The organism is Colwellia sp. F1 (assembly GCF_056238625.1).
Map to the genome: position 1 here is coordinate 42,042 of NZ_JBWDLI010000008.1, position 19,984 is coordinate 62,025.

Genomic DNA, 19,984 nt, shown 5'->3' on the forward strand with positions numbered 1-19,984 from the left:
TATTTGAACAGAAAAATATGCATAACAGCTGGTTATTGATTAAAAGTCACGAGTTACATCCTTGTAACGTGCGGGTTTACTTGTTTTTGTTAATGTTTTCTTCAATAGCATCCATTAACTTGCCACTAATATTAATAGGGTAGGCGGCTTCTATTTCACGAATACAGGTTGGGCTGGTGACGTTGATTTCAGTCACTTTATCACCGATCACATCTAAACCAACAAAAAATAAGCCGCGTTTTTTCAGTGTGGGCGCTATGGTGTCAGCAATAAGTTTATCACTTGGGCTTAAAGGCCTCGCTTCACCCCGTCCGCCTGCAGCTAGGTTGCCACGGGTTTCGCCAACGGCAGGAATACGCGCTAAGCAATAAGGCATAGGCTCGCCGTTGACAATTAATATGCGTTTGTCGCCATCAACAATTTCAGGCATGTATTCTTGTACCATCGCGTATTGTTGGCCGTGCGCGGTTAAGGTTTCAATAATCACACCCACATTAGCATCGTCTTCTTTTATACGAAAAATAGAAGAGCCACCCATACCGTCAAGCGGTTTAATAATGACATCTTTTAATTCTTGATGAAAAGCGCGAATTTGTGCATCACTTCTGGTCACTAACGTACGGGGGGTTAAATCAGCAAACCATGCGGTAAAGAGCTTTTCATTACAGTCGCGTAAACTTTGCGGCTTGTTAACAATTAATGTGCCTTCTACTTCTGCGCGCTCAAGCATATAAGTGGCGTAAATGTATTCTGTGTCAAATGGCGGATCTTTACGCATTAAAATAGCGTCAAGTTCACTTAGGGCAATATCTTGTGGGTCAGACAATTCATACCAGTGGTTGCTATCATCAAAGACTGTTATTTTTTGCGTGTTAGCGCGCGCTTGGCCACGGTCAAGGTATAAGTCTTGCATTTCCATGTAGTAAATTTCATAACCACGCTTTTGTGCCTCTAACATCATCGCCATAGAAGAGTCTTTAACAACGTTAACTTCACTAATAGGATCCATTACGATGCCGAGCTTTATGGTGGTCGTTTGTGCTGTTGTCATATTTTATCCTGTGTTTATATAAGTTGCTAAATTGGTTAACGTCACCTGTGCAGCCGTTACCGCCAACACTGTTAGTTAATAGGCTGTGTTAGTGAGGTAACATGCATGGTGAACTTGGTTGAGCGCTAGGTTGCAATAGCTTTACGCGAGATCACCAAAGCGACATTGTAATGCTGTAATAGCGGTCAGTGCCGCAGTTTCTGTTCTTAATACTCTTGGGCCAAGTAATATATCTTGAAAACTAGCCGCGTTAGCTTGCTGTATTTCTTCGTCGCTTAAGCCACCCTCTGGCCCGATAAGTAGTCGAAATTTTAATGCATGTTCAGTCGCACTAATGGGTAATGTCATAATAGAATGCTGCGCTTTTGGCTGTAAGTTAATTTTAATTGCACTGCTTTCTTGCGCCAACCACTGTTGCAAAGGGATAGGCTCTGCAACTTCAGGTACTAGGCAACGGCCACTTTGCTCACAAGCGCTAATCACTATTTTTTGCCACTGATCACGTTTTTTCGCTAAACGTTCACCCGTCAGTTTTACCCCACAACGTTCGGTAAATAACGGGGTAATTTTACTCACACCAAGCTCCACTGACTTTTGTAAAGTATAGTCCATGCGATCCCCACGGGATATACCTTGCCCTAAATGAATATGAATAGGAGACTCATTCGCTATGGCTTCTTGCTGAATAATTTCAACACTTGCCTGCTTTTTTTTCACCTCAATTAATTTAGCAGTATATTGAACACTGTCATTACCATTAAAAAGGTTAATGGTATCACCTTTTGCTAAACGTAGAACTCTAACAACATGGCCAAAGGCGTCATCAGACAAGTTCACTGTGCTGTGTAACGTTAATTCGCTATTTTGGTAAATACGTGTGTTAGTCATGTAAATTAATATTTGTTAAAAGTAAAGGTAATTAAGGGTAGCTAGTTAAAATATAACAATAATTAAAATATGAGGGCTGATACGGTAAAAACAATCCTGTGGTCTAATTATTTATTGTTATGCCTTGTTATCGCGTTTTTCACCATAAAAAAAGCCAACACATTGAGAATAGGGTGTTGGCTTAGTCAAAACAGTATGCGCTTAAGCAATGCAGAGCACTACATGCCTAATGATTTTCGTAAATCATCTGCTTTGTCTGTTTTTTCCCAGCTAAAAGCGGTAAAAGTATCGTCGCCTACGGTCATTTCAAAAGGCTCACGACCAAAGTGACCATAGGCCGCCGTTTGCTGATACATAGGGTGTAATAAATCGAGCATTTTAGTAATGCCGTACGGGCGTAAATCAAAATGTTCACGAACCAATTTAACTAAACGCGCTTCGCTAACAACACCAGTACCAAAGGTGTCAATGGAAATTGAGGTCGGCTCAGCAACGCCAATCGCGTAAGACACTTGAATTTCACAGCGCTCGGCTAGGCCTGCGGCAACAATGTTTTTAGCAACATAACGGCCGGCATAAGCGGCACTGCGATCTACTTTCGACGGATCTTTACCCGAGAAAGCCCCACCGCCGTGGCGAGCCATACCGCCATAAGTATCAACAATAATTTTTCTACCAGTTAAGCCACAATCACCTACTGGCCCGCCAATAACAAAGCGACCGGTTGGGTTAATATGATACTTAGTGTCTTTTGTTAATAAGTTAGCGGGCAGTACATGCTTAATAATATTTTCCATAACCGCATCAACTAAATCTTCTTGTTTAATATCAGGATTATGCTGAGTTGAAAGCACAACGGTATCAATGGCAACCGGTTTATTGTCTTGATAGATAAAGGTCACTTGTGACTTAGCATCAGGGCGCAACCAAGGCAGCGCACCCGATTTGCGCACTTCAGCTTGGCGCTCTACTAAACGGTGTGAATAATATAATGGCGCAGGCATTAATGTTTCAGTTTCATTGGTGGCATAGCCAAACATTAAACCTTGGTCACCCGCACCTTGGTCTTCAGGCTTACTGCGGTCAACACCTTGGGCTATTTCAGGTGACTGTTGGCCAATTAAGTTGATAATGCCACATGTTTCGCCATCAAAACCAACGTTAGAAGACGTATAGCCAATATTACTAATAACATTACGGGTGATTGTTTCTAAATCAACCCAGGCATCAGTGCTAACTTCACCAGAAATAATGGCAACACCGGTTTTAACCATTGTTTCGCAGGCAACACGGGCAAACTTATCTTTAGCAATAATAGAATCTAAAACCGCATCAGAAATTTGATCGGCAATTTTATCTGGATGGCCTTCAGAAACCGACTCAGAAGTGAAATAGTGTGTAGACATAAATCCTCAACAGCTTGAATTGTTTACCATTAACACTTAATAATTACTTATTAAGAACAATAGAGATTAAGGGGGAGTATCAAAATTAATACAATAATGGCGACAGTTTACTATTATAAGAATAACTTTTCTATCTTTTTTACGCCTAGACGTCTAAATGGCTTTGGTCGTTTAAAGAAATAATCACCATGCATGTTTTGCCTTAACAATAGCGAAGTGCTTATTTTACGGGGCGTGCTGGTTCGGGCAAGTCTCTGAAACACTCAGACAAGTGAAGGGACTTAAAATATAAAAAAAGGCGTCAATGTGATTGACGCCCATCTGAACTAAAGCTTAGGGGTTGTGTTTTTATCGTCTTTATCAAACAAATGAATGTTTCCTTGATGTGATACAAATGGATATTTGTTGCTTTTTGTTCTGCGTTTGGCTGTTTTCATGCCTTCAAAAAACACGTACATCTGAAACAATCTTGGGTTAAGTATGTGCCCTGGGTATGATTTATTTAATGATTGTAGGTAATACACCGTATCAGGACTGTTATAGGCTTTATTGGTCATACTCATGACTATCCAATAATCAACTTCATCAATAATTATCTTACCCGCTATTGACGATTCAAATGTAATACCGCAGTAAGGTGCTGTTAGTTTGTTGTCGCCTTTATCTTCTAGTAGCTCAGGATGGTAGTCTGACGATGAAAGCGTGTATTTAGCATCGGTGTTTCCCAAGTTATATGCGTCACCACAAGACGGATCATTAAAATAGGCTTTAGAGTTTGCCGCTGCCCAACGGTTAGTATTAAAATAGGCACCTTTCCACTCAAGTAAAGGGTGCTCTTTTTCCAAAGACTTGCGTATTTTACTTGATATGATGTTACGTATCGTTATGTACGCATCTTTATCGTTTGGGTTTGGTAAAACCGAGACAGGTATAAAATCCACTAAAATAGGTGACCATCCATTTTTCTTTTTCACAGTATTGTCGAGAGAGTTAAATAACAAAGCTCCGCCTAGTCCACCTTCAACAAAAGCGGTAGTTAGCGCTGTGAAGTCTGTTGTGTTGTTGTTGGTAAACACAGGTAAGTCTTTGGGTTTTTTTTCGTCATCAACACCAAAACCCAAACCTGACGGGCGCACCATCATGGCGATGTTTTTAGCATAACTGTAATCTTTATTCCACTCGTACACTGCTTCTGAGTGTATGGTCACAAAGGGGTATTCTGTAGGTTTTTTATAAGGGGTAGAACCACATGCAGCTAGTCCGCTTATTATAAGTAAAAGCAAGCTTTTACGTAATGTATTGTTCATATTTTCAAGCCTTTTTTGATAAATTTTAAGTATTATCCGCTAATAAAAAATTACCGCAACAAATCCAGTCTAGAACGCCTTAATAATCAAGAGGTGTTTCTGCTTTACGGGTAAAACTATTTGACGATTAAAAAGCCGTCCTCCACCAAGTCACGGGTGCTTATTTTTAAATGCAAACAAGAGGTTTTATAAATGTTTACGGAAGAACATGATAGCGGCTCTTGCTGGTTCAGGAAAAACACATACATTATAGATAGAATAGAAAGAGATATGACTTCGCCAAAAATTCTGGCGGTACGGTGAGTATTATAGAGATACCTTATGGTTATATTAAATTTTATAAAGCTAAAATCAGAGCAAGATGATGTGGAGTTGTGTGATAAAAAAGAAAACTTGAAATTAGAGCCTTATCGGTATGTAGCGCAAGAAATGTAAGATAAAGAAGGTGGGGGCTGTATTAGCGAGAACCAACTTGCAGTTAGATGGTTTAGAAAAGGTAATGTCAGAGCTTGATGTAAACGCAGTTCGAATAGGTGGGAAGTCAATTATTTGATAATGAACATGCGCTTGGCTCAGTACATTGATTCTAAGTGTGGTATCTGCAAAGGTTTTAGTCAGCTAACTACTTGTTTAGGGTAGGCTGGTGATAAGGTAGATGTTTTGCATCAAATATTTTCTTCTTCGAGGGGGATGGGTTTTTTGGCGGTGTCATATGAAGGGGGGCCTCATGGTTGCCAATTATCATTGCCATCCTTAATGGCTAGGGCTTTCCTTGCGAAGCAGCAGGGAGGGGAATTAAAGCAATTTAGTGTGCGCCCAGTAATGGGAATTCCCCGCCGAAATAAGCGAAGTTAGGCGGGGAAGGATGCCATCAGCTTTACGCTTTTGCTTTCTTTTTCCTTTCTTTTACTACCGCTGCAGTTGATTCTTTTTTCAATTTACGTTTTTCTTTTAACGTTAACACCGGTTTTTTCTTATCATGCTTAGACATATTCTCACCTAATAATTAATAACAAATGAATTGCGTGTGTTTGTGTAAAAAACTAAAAATTATAAAAAATCAATCAAGTCAAATAGCCTCCTTAATGTGAACTAAACGCCCATAAAGCAAACAGGGACAAAATAAAGTAAAACTATTGCCTGTTTCGTTGGGAAGTTTTAGAGATAACAAGCAAATAAAAAACTATAACTTACTGAATTTAATGTATTCATAGCCTCAATATAACAGCTTAAATAATAATCTCAAGTGTCATAGCCGGGTTTGATGTAAGCAGGTATTTATTAATAATACCCCCCAGTAATGCTTTATATTTTACCTTGGCTACTAGGTAAATCCATTATTTGTAAACTATAAAATACAGCTGTTACCGAGCACTGCCTCGCTTTGCCTGCTTTTCGTGCCACTTTCATTAAATTTAACGTACATATTCATTTACATCTGCTTTAAAGCCGCCGTGGCGCTTAGTCTTTCGTAATCGCTAAATCCGCTAGATAATGACCTTATCTTAATAATCACTTTAACGTTAAACCGGCAAGTGAAACGAAAAAGTGAAAACCTCAGCGATAAGAGATAATAAAATGACTGATATAACAAGGGCAAAAAACAACCCATTAAAGCTATGTGGCATTGAATTTACCGAATATGCTAGCCCTGACTCTGATTTTATGGAGCAGGTTTTCTATGGTTTTGGTTTTTCAAAAACGAAAAAGTTTAAAGGCCGTGATATTGATTACTTTAATCAAAATGATATTCACTTTCTATTAAACAGAGAAACTAAGGGGTTTTCAAAGGATTTTGCACAAAGCCATGGGCCAGCTATTTGTTCAATGGGCTGGCGTGTTGAAGATGCTGATTTTGCTTTTGAACAAGCAGTTAAACGCGGTGCTAAATCAGCAGAAAATGCAGTAGGTAAATTACCGTATCCTGCTATTTTTGGTATTGGCGACAGTTTAATTTATTTTATAGATAACTTTGCTAGCGAGCAAAGGTGTAAAAACAAAGGGCGAATTTACAACACTGACTTTGAAAACCATAAGGCGCCAGTAATAGTTGCAGAAAAAGGTTTTTTAGCCGTAGACCACTTAACCAACAATGTTTACCAAGGCACCATGAATAAATGGGCAAACTTTTATAAAGATATTTTTGGCTTTACTGAGGTGCGCTACTTTGATATTAAGGGCGTAAAAAGCGCCTTAATCTCTTATGCGTTACAATCACCTTGTGAAACATTTTGTATTCCAATTAATGAAGGTAAAGGAAAAAGCAACAACCAAATTGATGAATACTTAAACGAATACAATGGGCCAGGAGTGCAGCATTTAGCGTTTATCACCGATGATTTAGTCAGTTCATTAGAGCAGCTTGACCGTAATATTATTGACACCCTGCATATTGTGCCAGAGTATTACGACGAAATTTTTCACCGAGTTCCTTGGATTAAAGAAGATAAAGAGAAAATTAAAAAACACCAAATACTCGTCGACAGCCAAGCAGAAAATACCTATTTACTGCAAATATTTACAAAAAATTTATTCGGGCCTATTTTTATCGAAATGATCCAGCGGGTAAATGATCAAGGTTTTGGCGAGGGTAATTTTTCTACCTTGTTTAAATCAATTGAGCTAAACCAAATGGAGCGCGGCACTTTATAATTGCAGGTAAGCTCATTGGTGTTAACCTGTAAATATTAACCACGTTCAGCATGGCGGGCTATAAGTTGCACACTCGCCATGCGTTGTGTAAGGGGTTTGTTAATCAACCGTGTATTTGTTTTTGCCAATAATTTCATGAAACTCGCTGGTAGAAACATTTAAGTCTTTTAATATACCGTCTTTTAAATTATACACTAAACCATGTACCGTCACCTGCTGTTTAGCAAGCCAAGCCCCATGTAATATGGTGGTGTTAGATATATTAGCAACTTGTTCTATTACATTAAGCTCACATAATAAATTGATACGGTCGGCCTCATCTTTAACCTGGTTTAGTTTTTGTTTATTAAAACGATAAACATCTTGAATGTGGCGAAGCCAATTATCAATTAAACCATAATTTTTATCATGGTAAGCCGCCGTAATCCCGCCACAGCCATAATGACCACAAACAATAATGTGCTTAACCTTTAAAATTTCTACGGCAAATTGAATAACAGACAAGCAATTAAGATCGGTATGAATAACTTGGTTGGCAATATTACGGTGTACAAATACTTCACCAGGGGGCATACCCAGTAACTCATTGGCAGGTACGCGAGAGTCTGAACAGCCTATCCATAAGTATTCTGGTGATTGTTGCTCAGAAAGCTTCTGAAAAAAGTTAGGGTCTTGTGCTGTTATCTCAGCCGCCCATTGTTTATTGTTTTCAAATAAGTGCGTAATTGATTTCATAATGAGAAGTGTTACTAAGAAAGAGTGAATCACATTTTAGGGGAATAACCCTGCGAGTAAAAGTGATTTGTGCAATAAGTCAAAAGTTCATGGCTATAACCACGTTAACCACTGGGGTTGTCATCTTGTTCTTTTTCCGCTTGCTCTGCTTTGTCTAGCGCGTCATTACGCGCTTTTATTTTTTGAAGTTGCTCAGGTGTTAAGTTAAATTTATGAGCCGACTTTTTAATAACATAAACGCTGCCAATGATCATAGCTAACGCTAAGGTGGTTATAATTATTCCCAGTAATGACATTGTCGCCCCTTGTTGTTGCCTGTGTTGTTGTCTGTGTTGTTGCCTGTGTTGTTTATGTGTTATTTTTTTCAGCTAAGTTTCTTTGTAAAGCCAGTGCTTGAAGCTGTTTAGACTGTTCATGCAAGCTGGCGCGCACTAATACTTCTCTGTCTTCTTCACGAATAAAATGAAATATCACCTTGTGCTGGTACTCGTCTGCCACTTGCTCAACAGCTATCACTTCACCGTAACAATACACCGCATAGTTTTCATTTTGCAAAAATACTTTCATTTCCAGTAACTGGGTTGGCTCAAAGGGCGTTTGGGCGCAAAACAATAATCCGCCACCGCCAAACCTTATCCCTGAGTATCGGTCTTGTTCACTGTCTTCTTGTTGTAGAATATAACCAATCAGTAAATCAATTTTTTTCGCTTGCAGATTTAAAAACTCAACCAATTGGCCCGTAACACCAGACAAAGCTTGCAACGGACGCAAAGCGGCTTGGTCAATCTCCGACATGTCGGTAGCTAATTTAAAAGGCATTGGCATGTTTGCCATAAACTGCGCATAACTGGTGACCGCGTTCTGTGGCAACGGCTTAATATTGATAGAAAAGCGATGCTCAATAGAAAAAAATTCATCGTACTTTGTTAATTTTTGCTCAGTCGTTTCTTTATTCATTGTTGTCACTATCGTTGCATCAGTTTTTCATTAGGGGCTAATTGTGCTAAAAAGCGTATTTTATTATAAAGTTATAGCAGAACTAGACCAATTTAAATATGTTTAATTCAGTTAAGGGTGAACAAAAAGGGTTAAATATGCCTTAGCTGTGTTATGCTTTACCCTCGACTAATCCTTATACTTTCTAGTAACAATAATTAAATGTTTCAACCTGTTAGCCTCTTTATTGGTTTGCGCTATAGCCGTAGTAAAAATCGCACTGGTTTTATCTCATTCATTACCTTTTTTTCTACCGTTGGCATTTTGCTAGGTGTCGCATCATTGATCACGGTTGTTTCAGTAATGAATGGCTTTGAAGGAGAATTAAAAAAGCGCATTTTAGGGATTGTACCGCATATTATTGTTTCACAACCGTTAACTACGTCAAACAACAATAATTTCACCGCTTGGCCCGCCGTAAGAGTACAATTATTGCAACACCAACATATTGAACAAGTCACCCCGTTGGTAAGCAGTGAAGCACTTATTCAGTCATCCGACAATTTACAAGGTGTGTTGTTGCAAGGGATCATCCCCAAATTTGAACAAAATAATATTATTAGTACCCACATGTTAAGTGGCTCGTTAACGCAGTTAACAGAGCAGCCCTATAGTATTGTTATTGGTCAGGCTTTAGCAAGAAAATTACAAGTGAAGGTAAACGACACAGTGCGGCTGGTGTTACCCAATATCACGCTTTTCACCCCCATGGGCAGAATGCCTGTTCAGCGTACATTTGTTATTCGCGGCATTTTTGATGTGGGCTCGCAAGTTGACAGCTCCGTAGTTTACGTACACAGCGAATCTGCCGCTAAGTTATTACGCCGTCAGGGCGACGGTATTGACCAACTAAGGCTCTATTTAGACGATGCATTCAATGCCGAGCAAGTAGTCCAAACATTAATTGCGGCAAATGCCGCAGACCAAACTAAGCCAGCATTAGCTTTTACCACCTGGAATGACAGCCAAGGAGCGCTTTTTTCGGCGGTTAATATGGAGAAAAAAATGATGTGGCTGATGTTAAGTTTAATTGTTGCGGTTGCGGCGTTTAATATCGTGTCAGCCCTAGTAATGGTGGTGGTAGAAAAACAAGGCGAAATTGGTATATTGCAAACGTTAGGCTTATCGCGGGCAGGCATTGTAAAAATATTTATTACCCAAGGGATGATCAACGGGCTTTGGGGAACAATGTTAGGGAGTATTTTAGGGGTGCTAATCGCCTTAAACTTAAACGACATCTTATCTTTTTTAGGCCTGAATATTTTAGGGAGCGGTTATGCAGCGCAAGCCTTACCCGTTATATTAGCGCCAATTAATGTGGTTGTGATTAGTGCTTCAGCGTTAGCCATGAGCTTTGTTGCAACATTATACCCAGCGTTTCAAGCATCCAAAACCCAACCCGCAGAGGTTTTACGTAATGAATAAAGTGTTACATTGTCGCCAACTGTCTAAATCATACCGCCAGGGCAACATAGAAACAAAGGTATTAAATAATTTAGAGCTTACCGTTGAAAAAGGCGAACTGCTTGCCATTGTGGGTAGTTCAGGCTGTGGTAAAAGTACCTTTCTTCACCTTGCTGGCGCTTTAGACCTACCCAGCGCAGGGGAAGTTTTTATCAACAATGTGAATATTTTAACATTGTCAGAGCAAGACAGGGCCATTTTTAGAAATAAAAACATAGGCTTTATTTACCAATTTCATCACTTAATGATGGAATTTACCGCCCTTGAAAACGTCGCAATGCCGCTACTTATCAGGGGAGATAAACCCAAAAAAGCGATTGAAGCCGCAACCCAAATGTTATCGCAAGTTGGGCTAGCTCATCGTATTCACCACCGCCCTAGTGAACTATCGGGTGGTGAAAGACAGCGCACAGCAATTGCCAGAGCCTTAGTCACCAAACCCACGTTAATTTTAGCAGACGAGCCCACAGGTAACCTAGACAGCGATACTGCCGAACAAATATACCAGCTTATTCGTCAACTGAGCCAAAGCGTGCAAACCAGCTTTGTGGTAGTAACGCACGATATTTCATTAGCGCTGCGCATGGACAGACAATTAACATTAGATCATGGCAAGTTATCTGTATTTGCTGACCATAAAAGTGCTTTTAACCAAGCCAAGCACTCAAATTAAGTAATAAAACCGAGCACAAAACTGATGGCGAATGTAACTGACACCGCGCAAAAAACTAACCACTCCTTATATAAGCCCTTAAGCATGTTTTTAGCCTTACGTTATGTGCGTAGCCGCCATGGCCGTGGTTTTTCTACTTTTATTTCTGCATCCTCTACCATAGGCATTGCCTTAGGTACACTGGTATTAATTGTTGCTTTAAGTACCATGAATGGCTTTGAGCGCGAGCTCGCCAATAAACTGCTTTCTATTGTGCCACACGCCGAGTTAATATCGGTAGACAAACCACTACCTAACTGGCCGTCAACGGTGCAGCAAATTGCCAACAACCCTGACGTTATTGCCGCCGCCCCCGTGATTAATTTAACCGGCATGATGCAACATAAAAGCGCACTCAAAGCATTAGAAATAAAAGGAGTCGATGCCAAGTTACAAACGCTAGTGTCAGACATAGCGCAATACATGGTTGCAGGAAGTTGGCAGGCTTTATCCAGTGAGGCGAACAAAAAAACTAATGCAACAAGCAGTGAAAGTAGCGGCAATGGTATTATTATTGGCGCAGGCATAGCTAAAAAACTTTCAGTAAAACTAGGTGATAACGTACAAATATTATTGCCGCCTAGCCAACCATCAGCAGTGGCAGGCAGCATAAATAAGCAGGGGGTGTTTGCTGCCCCAGTAAAGCGCCAAGTAGAAATTGTTGGTATTTTTAAATTTGGTGGTACCGTTGATGAAACACTCGCTTATATTTCATTAGCGCAAGCAGCTGAAATTAAAGGTTATCAAGAAAATGAAGTGCAAGGGATCAGAATAAAAATTAATGATGTTTTTTCAGCGCCCAGCGTAGCCCGTACTATTGCCTATAACATTAACCATTATGTGTATATTTCTGACTGGACACGCACCCAAGGGCATTTGTTTAATGATATTCAAATGGTGCGCATGGTAATGTTTATCGTCTTAGTGTTGGTGATTGCGGTTGCAAGTTTTAACATAGTGTCAACCTTAATCATGGCGGTTAATGATAAAAAAGGCGACATAGCCATTTTAAAAACAATGGGGGCAAGTAACCAATTAATTTTGTTAACCTTCATATATCAAGGTTTAGTGAATGGCTTATTAGGGAGCATTGTTGGCGGAATATTAGGGGTAGTGCTGGCATTAAACCTAGCAGAAATAGTGGTTTTTATTGAACAAGTCTTTACCCTAAAAGTGTTATCCGCAGACGTTTATTTTATTGACCATATCCCAAGCCAGCTAAACATGGCCGATGTTTATATTACCGTGCTAACTGCACTAACAATGTCTTTATTCGCAACAATTTACCCCGCCTGGCGAGCAACAAAAATTGTACCAGCACAAGTATTAGGGCAATTGTAAGTTATGTGCTTTTCCTAACTAATATAGGCTTTTGTGGCAAAATGCAGGCAAAAAAAAGCCCGCAAAAACTTTGCGGGCCAACTTAAATATCAAGTTGATAGAAGGAAGTATATAAAAAGGTTTACATAAAACAAATCTTAGAAAAAACAACAATAGCAAGGTTATTTATTCATGCGTTTACTGGGGGGGAAGTCGCGGCTTAATATTAATGGTTTCCCTGTTAATATTAGCGCTGAACCAGAAAACAAGTAAATTATAGGTTTGTTGCGCTTAAGTGACAAGCTAATTAAAGTATCGCTTGGCATTAGAAAAACTAATGCGACAACCTAAACAACAAGGCCGTTTCTAGGCAACATTCGCAGAAAAACAACAGTAACAAGCATTTTACCGGCAGTATAAATTCACGCAAATAAGAATAAAATGTAATAATTCATTAACTTCGCCTTGTTTGCCTGCTACTTTATCTATTACTATAGGGTTTTTGAGTAAACTTGCCGTGAACGTTACACAATAAAATAAACAATAAAACAGCCAACAAAAGTTGTAGATACCAATAATGCAAACGAATACACATAATAATAATACCGGTTTTAATAACCCCCCTAAGCTAAGTCAACACTATGCGTTAAGGGTTTACTATGAAGACACTGATGCAGGTGGTATTGTTTATTATGCTAACTATTTAAAATTTTTTGAACGTGCCCGTACCGAATGGTTAAGAGAGCTTGGCATTAATCAAGCGAGTTTTTTAGAGCAAAACATCGGCTTTGTTGTCAGAAAGGTTGAAATGGACAATATTGCCTCGGCAAAACTCGATGACTTACTGAACGTACACTCTACTATTACCACGCTAAAGCGTGCTAGTTTAGTTTTTCAACAACAAATAACAAACCAAGCACAACAATTGATCTGTACAGCAACTGTGCGCGTTGCTTGTGTTAATTTTCACAGCCATGATTCTCACAAAGTAAAACCAATGGCTATTCCAGACTTTATATTAGGAGCGTTTAAACGTGTCTGCTGAACTTTCAATTGTTGACCTTATATTAGAAGCCAGTTTATTGGTTAAGCTTGTTATGCTGGTGTTACTGGCTTTTTCCGTCGCTTGCTGGGCGATGATTTTTCAACGCCGACAAGCACTGAATATGGCCAGCCAACAATTACAACACTTTGAAGATAAGTTTTGGAGTGGCGCTGATTTAAGTAAGCTTTACAACGAAATAACCGCCAAAGGGCAAATACAAGGCATTGAAAACTTATTTGTTGCAGGGTTTAAAGAATTTGCCCGTTTACGAAAAAGCAACATTGATAACCCCACCGTGATTGTTGACGGTACCCACAGAGCGATGCGCGTTGCCTTGTCGCGTGAAGTAGACAGCTTAGAAACACACTTGCCTTTTATGGCAACCGTTGGCTCTATTAGCCCGTATATTGGTTTGTTTGGTACTGTTTGGGGTATTATGAACTCATTTATTGGCTTAGGTTCAGTACAACAAGCCACGTTAGCCATGGTAGCACCAGGTATTGCCGAGGCACTTATTGCGACCGCCATGGGCTTATTTGCTGCTATTCCAGCGGTTATGGCGTTTAACCGATTTAGCCACAAAGTTGAAAAGCTTGAAAACAGCTACGGTAACTTTATGGAAGAGTTTGCCAGTATTTTACAAAGACAAACCGTTACCGCTAGAGCAGAATAAATAAGGGCTTGTTGTATGTACCAAAGAGTTAGGCGCCGCAAAGTTGCAGAAATTAACGTTGTTCCTTATATCGACGTAATGTTGGTATTGTTAATTATTTTCATGGTAACAGCGCCGTTAATTACCCAAGGTGTTAAGGTTGACTTACCACAAGCAAACGCTGAGCCCTTAGACAAAGACACTAAACCCCCTTTAGTGGCGTCGGTTGATGTCGAAGGGCGCTACTATATTACCTTAGGTGATAACGACAAAGAGCCATTGTCTGCGTTAGAAGTAGCAACCTTAGTGAAAGCGCACTTAGCCGTAAACCCTGACACCCCGGTGGTGGTTAATGGCGATGGCGCTGTTTCCTATGATGCGGTTATTCAGCTTATGGTGTTGCTACAAGAAGTGGCAGGCGTGCCGTCGGTGGGCTTAATGACAGATTCCCCGGAGAACTAAAGTGCCAGCAAAGAAAAATCACACCACGTTAACAAAAGCACTTTGCCTGAGTGCAATTTTACACATTGCTTTGCTTGGTGTTTTATTTATGGGCAACTTTACCAGCGAAATAACACCCAAACCAAGCATGCCTACTGCGCAAGACGTGAAACCCATAGAAGCTACTGTGGTTGACGGAGCCAAGCTGCAAGAAGCAATAAACAAAATTAAAAAACAAAAAGCAGATGAAAAGTCTGCTGAGCAAAAACGCCTGGCCGACATTGAACGGCGCGCCAGCGAAGCGAAAAAGCGCCGAGCAAGAGAAGAAGCGCAAATTAAAAAATTAGAGCAACAACGCAAAGTGAAAGAGCAAGAAAGAAAACGCGCCGAGCAAGCAGCAAAAGAAGCAAGCACAAAAGCAGCGAACGCTGAAAAAATAAGAAAACAAAAAGAGCAAGAACAAAGAAAAGCAGAAGAGGCCGCCGCCAAAGCTCGCTCTAAAAGGCTAGCCGAAGAAGCCGCAGCTAAAAAAGCAGAAGCGTTACGCCAAAAACAAATAGCTGAACGTAAACGTAAAGCGCAAGAAGCCGCGAAAAGGGCAGAGCAAGAAAAATTACTTGCTGAACAAATGGCAGCAGAAATGGCAATTCGTAATAAAGCACGCAAGCAACAAATGATGACAGAAATTCAACGCTATGCAGCACTCATTACCAATGTGATTGACCAAAACATGATCAACGACCGCTCTACCATGGAAGGCAAGTCGTGCAAACTAAAAATAAGCCTTGCCTCGTCCGGTTTTGTTACGCAAGTTACCAATGTCGGTGGTGATGCCGTTGTTTGTGAAGCGGCGAGAAGGGCGGTGTATAAAGCAGGTACGCTACCGGTTTCTAAAGACCCTGAAATATTTAAAGAAATGCGTAACATTGATGTTATTGTTGCACCTGAATTTTAACCGTGTATAAAACCGATAGCGTAACGAATTACTGTGTTGTAAATCCATAACAAGTCATTTATATATAAACCATTGAACATTAATAGAACTGGGATTAAATAAAAGAAAATATGAAAATTAAATTACTACTTGGAATGTTTATAACCCTACTCTCAACGTCGGCTATGGCAACCCTTGAAATTGTTATTACCGGAGGCGTCGACAGCGCACGGCCTATTGCAGTGGTGCCATTTCAATGGCAGGGCGCTGGACCACTACCTGAAAAAATATCTAAAGTGATTAGCGATGATTTACTGCGCAGTGGCAAATTTAACCCAATTGACCAAAACAAATTCCCGCAATTTCCCACCTCGGCCACTAATATTGACTACAGCGCATGGGCAAACACAGGCGTTGAAGCCATTGTTACCGGTAGCATTGAAGAAACGTCACTGGGTCAGTACCGGGTTAGTTACCAACTGGTAGATGTGATTCGTGGGCAAATTACCGGCGGGCAAACGTCTATGCTTAGTAATGGTGAATTAGTACAAACACAAGACCACATTTTAAGCCAAAGTAGCGCACAAATAGGCAGCGAACAATTTCGTCGCTATGCCCATACCATTAGTAATGCGGTGTATGAGTCACTCACTGGCTCTAAAGGGGCATTTTTAACACAAATAGCCTATATTATTGTGCGCGACCAAGGCAGTTTTCCCTATCAATTAGCTTTTGCTGACTACGACGGCTTTAACGAACAAGTCTTACTCAGCTCTAATGAACCATTAATGTCGCCCTCGTGGCACCCCAACGGCGAACAACTGGCCTACGTATCATTTGAAAACCGCCAAGCACAAGTACATATTATTAATATTTATACCGGACAACGCCAATTAATTAGTTCATTCGACGGTATTAATAGTGCGCCGCGCTTTTCACCCGACGGCAAAAAACTGGTCATGGTATTGTCAAAAGATGGCAACCCAGACCTTTACGTCATGACTTTAGCAACAAAAAAACTACGCCGCGTAACCCGTAATAGAGCAATAGATACCGAGCCAAGTTGGGCCCCCGATGGTAAATCTTTAATATTTAGTTCAGAACGGGGTGGTAAACCGCAACTATATCGCGTAAATTTAGTCGATGGTAAAGTGAGTCGACTTACTTTTAACGGAGAAATGAATTTAGGTGGCTCTATCACCCCTGATGGCAAACAACTCATTATGGTGAATAGAACACGCGGCCAATACCGTTTAGCAAAACAGGAATTAGGCTCAGGTTTATTTCAAGTGTTAACGAAAACACGGTTAGATGAATCACCCAGTGTTTCACCTGATGGTGGTATGATAATATACAGTACCTTGCATAATAACAGGCAGGTACTTGGCTTAGTATCCGTTGACGGTCGTTTTAAAGCCCGGCTACCAGCGCTTGATGGGCAAGTGAAAGCACCCGCTTGGTCACCATTTTTGTAATATATCGAATTTTTTAAATAACAATATTATTTAATTAATAAACAAGAACGAAATAATTTAAAAAATTACACTTTTGTAAAATAAGGAAAACAACATGCGTTTAAACAAAACTTTTAAAAATGTCGCGATAGCTTTACCAATGTTAGCATTAGCGGCTTGTAGCTCTAATGACTCATCAGACGAACAAGCCACAATTGACACCAATGCCGAGATGATTCAGCAACAACAAGCGGCCGAAGAAGAAGTAAGAGTTCAAGCAGCTAAACGTGCTGCTGCAATCCAAGAGCAAAAGCGACAAGAGCTTGCTAACTTACGTTCAGAGCACATCATTTATTTTGGTTTCGATATCTCAAGCATTAGCGAAGAGTTTTCAAACATTTTAAATGCCCACGCAGAATTCTTAAATGCCAACCCAGACGTTAAAGTATTAATTGAAGGCCATGCCGATGAACGTGGTACGCCAGAATACAACATTGCTTTAAGTGAGCGTCGTGCTAAATCAGTGGTAACGTATTTAGAAAACATGGGTGTGTCAGCAAACCAGTTATCAATAGTAAGCTACGGTGAAGAAAAACCAATGGTGAAAGACCGCTCTGAAGCCGCTTTCGCTAAAAACCGTCGTGCTGTAATTGTTTACTAAACGCTATATATTAAGTAATTTGCTCATGGCTACAAAATACTCAGTAACTTAGGCAATGTACGTTTTTGCAATAAGTAACTCAGTATCTTTAGCCAGCGGTAAATATATATGATCGGAAAAAAAATGAAACTAACCCTTTCAAGCAAAGCGACTTTATTGGGTCTTGTTATGTCTGCTAGCACCTCAACAGTGTTAGCGGCGCAAGCACCTGTAATTGACGTAAGCTCACCATCAACGTTAAACCAAGCACCAGCTACTTTAGCCGAGCAGCTAGCAAGTGTTGAACGTAAACTTGATGCCCGCAACCGCTCCCAAGTAAACATTCAACGCCAACTTGACGACTTACAAGTTCAGGTGAACGAATTACGCGGTGTAACCGAGTTACACACGCATCAGTTATCTCAAGTGCTTGAACGGCAACGAGAGCTTTATCAAGAGCTTGACAGGCGTGTAAGCGAAGCCTTAAAGCCCGCAACGCAAGCGCCTAACACAGCACTAACCGGCTCGTTAACCGTCGCGAAAAACTACAGTAATGATTTAACTGAAAATGAAGCGTACGACAAAGCACTTAATTTAGTACTAAAAGAAAAGCGCTATGAAGAAGCGATTCCTGAGTTTCGCCGTTTTAATCAGTCTTACCCAAACTCTACTTACGCACCTAACTCGCATTACTGGTTAGGACAACTGTTGTTTAATAAAGGTGAATTAAAAGAAGCAGAGCAAGCGTTTTTAGTTGTGGTTCAGCGTTTTAAAGAGTCAAACAAAAGACCTGACGCCTTATTGAAATTAGCCATGGTGGCGCAACAACAACAAAATAACACTAAAGCAATAAAGCTTTACCGTCAGTTATTAAATGAATACCCTAATTCAACACCAGCACAATTAGCAAAACCGCGTTTAGATAAATTAATTTAATTAAGAGTAACCTTCTGCCGACAAAACTAGCGATCTGCTTTGTTTTTAAGCAAAAGGAATGCGAGGATAAAAAAAAGTGAAATTTATTCTTGCACTAAATTTTTATATCAGTATTATATGCGGCGCGTTAAGGCAGCAACCTTAACACAGTGTCGGCCGTTAGCTCAGTCGGTAGAGCAGTTGGCTTTTAACCAATTTGTCGAAGGTTCGAATCCTTCACGGCCGACCACACTTAAAATAGTAAAAGATGATTAACCTAAGTTTACAAAGCCAAGGCTTTTAACCAGTTAATCCGAGTTGGTCAAAGGTACGAATCCTTCACGGCCGACCACACTTAAAATGTAAAGCGTAAAGCGTAAAGCGTAAACCGTAAATTTCAAGTTAAGTTTTTGAAATTACAAGCTCTATTGCCGAGTTAAAAAGGTGAATTGGAATTTATTCCAATAATACAATATGTCGGCCGTTAGCTCAGCCGGTAGAGCAGTTGGCTTTTAACCAATTTGTCGAAGGTTCGAATCCTTCACGGCCGACCACATATTTGTATAAAATGTAGAATTTACAGATGTAAGTGATTACTGCAAGTTTGAAAAGCCAAGGCTTTTAACCAGTTAATCTGAGTTGGTCAAAGGTTCGAATCCTTCACGGCCGACCACATATTTGTATGAAAATGATTATACTGTCTAAGAAAAGCCAAGGCTTTTAACCAGTTAATCTATATTAGAACAGCTCTATTGCCGAGTTAAAAAGGTGAATTGGAATTTATTCCAATAATACAATATGTCGGCCGTTAGCTCAGCCGGTAGAGCAGTTGGCTTTTAACCAATTTGTCGAAGGTTCGAATCCTTCACGGCCGACCACATATTTGTAGTGAGAATTGATTAACTTAAGTTTGAAAAGCCAAGGCTTTTAACCAGTTAATCCGAGTTGGTCAAAGGTTCGAATCCTTCATAAACGACCACATATTTGTAGTGAGAATTGATTAACTTAAGTTTGAAAAGCCAAGGCTTTTAACCAGTTAATCCGAGTTGGTCAAAGGTTCTAAACCTTCATAAACGACCACATATTTGTATAAAAACGTAAAACGTTAAAACGTAAAATGTAAAATGTAAACAGTGTAAATATCACAATATGTCGGCCGTTAGCTCAGTCGGTAGAGCAGTTGGCTTTTAACCAATTTGTCGAAGGTTCGAATCCTTCACGGCCGACCACATATTTGTAGAAACCTCAAAAACACCCACACAATTGCAAAGCCAAGGCTTTTAACCAGCTAATCCAAGCTATTCGAAGGTACCAACCCTTCACGGCCGACCACATATTTGTAGAAAATGATTATACTTTCAAAGAAAAGCCA

The 19,984-nt window shown here is 40.0% G+C and carries 18 protein-coding genes and 4 tRNA genes; 15 read left to right on the forward strand and 7 right to left on the reverse strand.

From position 1 onward, the window contains the following. Window positions 1-76: 76 nt before the first annotated feature. From gshB to AC0UA9_RS09140, 4 genes are all read right to left on the reverse strand, one after another. Window positions 77-1,051: a glutathione synthase gene (gene gshB / locus AC0UA9_RS09125; RefSeq protein WP_475659425.1), complete on the reverse strand. Its 975-nt coding sequence runs from the start codon at window positions 1,049-1,051 to the stop codon at window positions 77-79. Between the two features lie 141 nt (window positions 1,052-1,192). Beyond that, on the reverse strand, window positions 1,193-1,939 hold the full coding sequence (gene rsmE / locus AC0UA9_RS09130; protein WP_475659427.1) for a 16S rRNA (uracil(1498)-N(3))-methyltransferase: 747 nt from the start codon (window positions 1,937-1,939) through the stop codon (window positions 1,193-1,195). Window positions 1,940-2,157: 218 nt separating this feature from the next. Next, window positions 2,158-3,345 carry a methionine adenosyltransferase gene (gene metK, locus AC0UA9_RS09135; protein ID WP_475659428.1) on the reverse strand — a complete coding sequence of 396 codons (1,188 nt, stop codon included), beginning with the start codon at window positions 3,343-3,345 and terminating at the stop codon, window positions 2,158-2,160. 326 nt (window positions 3,346-3,671) lie between these two features. Further along, complete coding sequence (locus AC0UA9_RS09140) at window positions 3,672-4,652, reverse strand: hypothetical protein (protein ID WP_475659429.1); 981 nt, start codon at window positions 4,650-4,652, stop codon at window positions 3,672-3,674. 1,578 nt (window positions 4,653-6,230) lie between these two features. On the opposite strand from AC0UA9_RS09140, the gene hppD reads away from it, so the two are divergent. Further along, window positions 6,231-7,304, forward strand: a complete 1,074-nt coding sequence (gene hppD / locus AC0UA9_RS09145) for a 4-hydroxyphenylpyruvate dioxygenase (protein WP_475659430.1) — start codon at window positions 6,231-6,233, stop codon at window positions 7,302-7,304. Between the two features lie 99 nt (window positions 7,305-7,403). On the opposite strand, the gene can is transcribed toward hppD, so the two are convergent. The 3 genes from can to AC0UA9_RS09160 all read right to left on the reverse strand — a co-directional run bounded on the left by can (window position 7,404) and on the right by AC0UA9_RS09160 (window position 8,996). Further along, window positions 7,404-8,039 (reverse strand): carbonate dehydratase, encoded by a 636-nt coding sequence (gene can / locus AC0UA9_RS09150; RefSeq protein WP_475659431.1) that lies wholly within the window; start codon window positions 8,037-8,039, stop codon window positions 7,404-7,406. A gap of 104 nt (window positions 8,040-8,143) precedes the next feature. Then, window positions 8,144-8,335 (reverse strand): DUF2897 family protein, encoded by a 192-nt coding sequence (locus AC0UA9_RS09155; RefSeq protein ID WP_475659432.1) that lies wholly within the window; start codon window positions 8,333-8,335, stop codon window positions 8,144-8,146. A 52-nt stretch (window positions 8,336-8,387) separates the two neighbouring features. After that, a complete protein-coding gene (locus AC0UA9_RS09160) occupies window positions 8,388-8,996 on the reverse strand; it encodes a PilZ domain-containing protein (protein WP_475659434.1) in 609 nt (202 codons plus the stop codon). Between the two features lie 201 nt (window positions 8,997-9,197). On the opposite strand from AC0UA9_RS09160, the gene AC0UA9_RS09165 reads away from it, so the two are divergent. The 14 genes from AC0UA9_RS09165 to AC0UA9_RS09230 all read left to right on the forward strand — a co-directional run bounded on the left by AC0UA9_RS09165 (window position 9,198) and on the right by AC0UA9_RS09230 (window position 19,841). Beyond that, a complete protein-coding gene (locus AC0UA9_RS09165; RefSeq protein ID WP_475659435.1) occupies window positions 9,198-10,460 on the forward strand; it encodes a lipoprotein-releasing ABC transporter permease subunit in 1,263 nt (420 codons plus the stop codon). Continuing rightward, window positions 10,453-11,172 carry a lipoprotein-releasing ABC transporter ATP-binding protein LolD gene (gene lolD, locus AC0UA9_RS09170; RefSeq protein ID WP_475659436.1) on the forward strand — a complete coding sequence of 240 codons (720 nt, stop codon included), beginning with the start codon at window positions 10,453-10,455 and terminating at the stop codon, window positions 11,170-11,172. The genes AC0UA9_RS09165 and lolD overlap by 8 nt, the downstream gene beginning before the upstream one ends. Before the next feature lie 24 nt (window positions 11,173-11,196). Further along, window positions 11,197-12,552, forward strand: coding sequence for a lipoprotein-releasing ABC transporter permease subunit LolE (gene lolE / locus AC0UA9_RS09175; protein WP_475659437.1), 1,356 nt, complete (start codon window positions 11,197-11,199; stop codon window positions 12,550-12,552). Window positions 12,553-13,108: 556 nt separating this feature from the next. After that, entirely contained in the window at window positions 13,109-13,576 is a 468-nt protein-coding gene (ybgC, locus tag AC0UA9_RS09180) for a tol-pal system-associated acyl-CoA thioesterase (protein ID WP_475659439.1), read from the forward strand. Beyond that, entirely contained in the window at window positions 13,566-14,249 is a 684-nt protein-coding gene (gene tolQ, locus AC0UA9_RS09185) for a protein TolQ (RefSeq protein ID WP_475659440.1), read from the forward strand. Before ybgC ends, tolQ begins: the two co-directional genes overlap by 11 nt. Before the next feature lie 15 nt (window positions 14,250-14,264). Then, window positions 14,265-14,690, forward strand: coding sequence for a protein TolR (gene tolR / locus AC0UA9_RS09190; protein ID WP_475659441.1), 426 nt, complete (start codon window positions 14,265-14,267; stop codon window positions 14,688-14,690). Window position 14,691: 1 nt separating this feature from the next. After that, complete coding sequence (tolA, locus tag AC0UA9_RS09195) at window positions 14,692-15,624, forward strand: cell envelope integrity protein TolA (RefSeq protein ID WP_475659442.1); 933 nt, start codon at window positions 14,692-14,694, stop codon at window positions 15,622-15,624. 110 nt (window positions 15,625-15,734) lie between these two features. Continuing rightward, on the forward strand, window positions 15,735-17,078 hold the full coding sequence (tolB, locus tag AC0UA9_RS09200) for a Tol-Pal system beta propeller repeat protein TolB (RefSeq protein ID WP_475659444.1): 1,344 nt from the start codon (window positions 15,735-15,737) through the stop codon (window positions 17,076-17,078). A 94-nt stretch (window positions 17,079-17,172) separates the two neighbouring features. After that, window positions 17,173-17,718, forward strand: coding sequence for a peptidoglycan-associated lipoprotein Pal (gene pal, locus AC0UA9_RS09205; RefSeq protein WP_475659446.1), 546 nt, complete (start codon window positions 17,173-17,175; stop codon window positions 17,716-17,718). Window positions 17,719-17,841: 123 nt separating this feature from the next. After that, complete coding sequence (gene ybgF / locus AC0UA9_RS09210; protein ID WP_475659447.1) at window positions 17,842-18,633, forward strand: tol-pal system protein YbgF; 792 nt, start codon at window positions 17,842-17,844, stop codon at window positions 18,631-18,633. A gap of 153 nt (window positions 18,634-18,786) precedes the next feature. After that, window positions 18,787-18,862 (forward strand) — tRNA-Lys (locus AC0UA9_RS09215). A gap of 228 nt (window positions 18,863-19,090) precedes the next feature. Beyond that, window positions 19,091-19,166: transfer RNA gene (locus tag AC0UA9_RS09220), tRNA-Lys, on the forward strand. A gap of 248 nt (window positions 19,167-19,414) precedes the next feature. Further along, window positions 19,415-19,490, forward strand: a tRNA-Lys gene (locus tag AC0UA9_RS09225). A 275-nt stretch (window positions 19,491-19,765) separates the two neighbouring features. Further along, window positions 19,766-19,841: transfer RNA gene (locus AC0UA9_RS09230), tRNA-Lys, on the forward strand. Window positions 19,842-19,984: the final 143 nt, after the last annotated feature.

Bases quoted from the DNA above. Each gene is read 5' to 3' on its own strand.
- gshB (WP_475659425.1), bottom strand. From the start codon at position 1,051: ATGACAACAGCACAAACGACCACCATAAAGCTCGGCATCGTAATGGAT.
- rsmE (WP_475659427.1), bottom strand. From the start codon at position 1,939: ATGACTAACACACGTATTTACCAAAATAGCGAATTAACGTTACACAGC.
- metK (WP_475659428.1), bottom strand. From the start codon at position 3,345: ATGTCTACACACTATTTCACTTCTGAGTCGGTTTCTGAAGGCCATCCA.
- AC0UA9_RS09140 (WP_475659429.1), bottom strand. From the start codon at position 4,652: ATGAACAATACATTACGTAAAAGCTTGCTTTTACTTATAATAAGCGGA.
- hppD (WP_475659430.1), top strand. From the start codon at position 6,231: ATGACTGATATAACAAGGGCAAAAAACAACCCATTAAAGCTATGTGGC.
- can (WP_475659431.1), bottom strand. From the start codon at position 8,039: ATGAAATCAATTACGCACTTATTTGAAAACAATAAACAATGGGCGGCT.
- AC0UA9_RS09155 (WP_475659432.1), bottom strand. From the start codon at position 8,335: ATGTCATTACTGGGAATAATTATAACCACCTTAGCGTTAGCTATGATC.
- AC0UA9_RS09160 (WP_475659434.1), bottom strand. From the start codon at position 8,996: ATGAATAAAGAAACGACTGAGCAAAAATTAACAAAGTACGATGAATTT.
- AC0UA9_RS09165 (WP_475659435.1), top strand. From the start codon at position 9,198: ATGTTTCAACCTGTTAGCCTCTTTATTGGTTTGCGCTATAGCCGTAGT.
- lolD (WP_475659436.1), top strand. From the start codon at position 10,453: ATGAATAAAGTGTTACATTGTCGCCAACTGTCTAAATCATACCGCCAG.
- lolE (WP_475659437.1), top strand. From the start codon at position 11,197: ATGGCGAATGTAACTGACACCGCGCAAAAAACTAACCACTCCTTATAT.
- ybgC (WP_475659439.1), top strand. From the start codon at position 13,109: ATGCAAACGAATACACATAATAATAATACCGGTTTTAATAACCCCCCT.
- tolR (WP_475659441.1), top strand. From the start codon at position 14,265: ATGTACCAAAGAGTTAGGCGCCGCAAAGTTGCAGAAATTAACGTTGTT.
- tolB (WP_475659444.1), top strand. From the start codon at position 15,735: ATGAAAATTAAATTACTACTTGGAATGTTTATAACCCTACTCTCAACG.
- pal (WP_475659446.1), top strand. From the start codon at position 17,173: ATGCGTTTAAACAAAACTTTTAAAAATGTCGCGATAGCTTTACCAATG.
- ybgF (WP_475659447.1), top strand. From the start codon at position 17,842: ATGAAACTAACCCTTTCAAGCAAAGCGACTTTATTGGGTCTTGTTATG.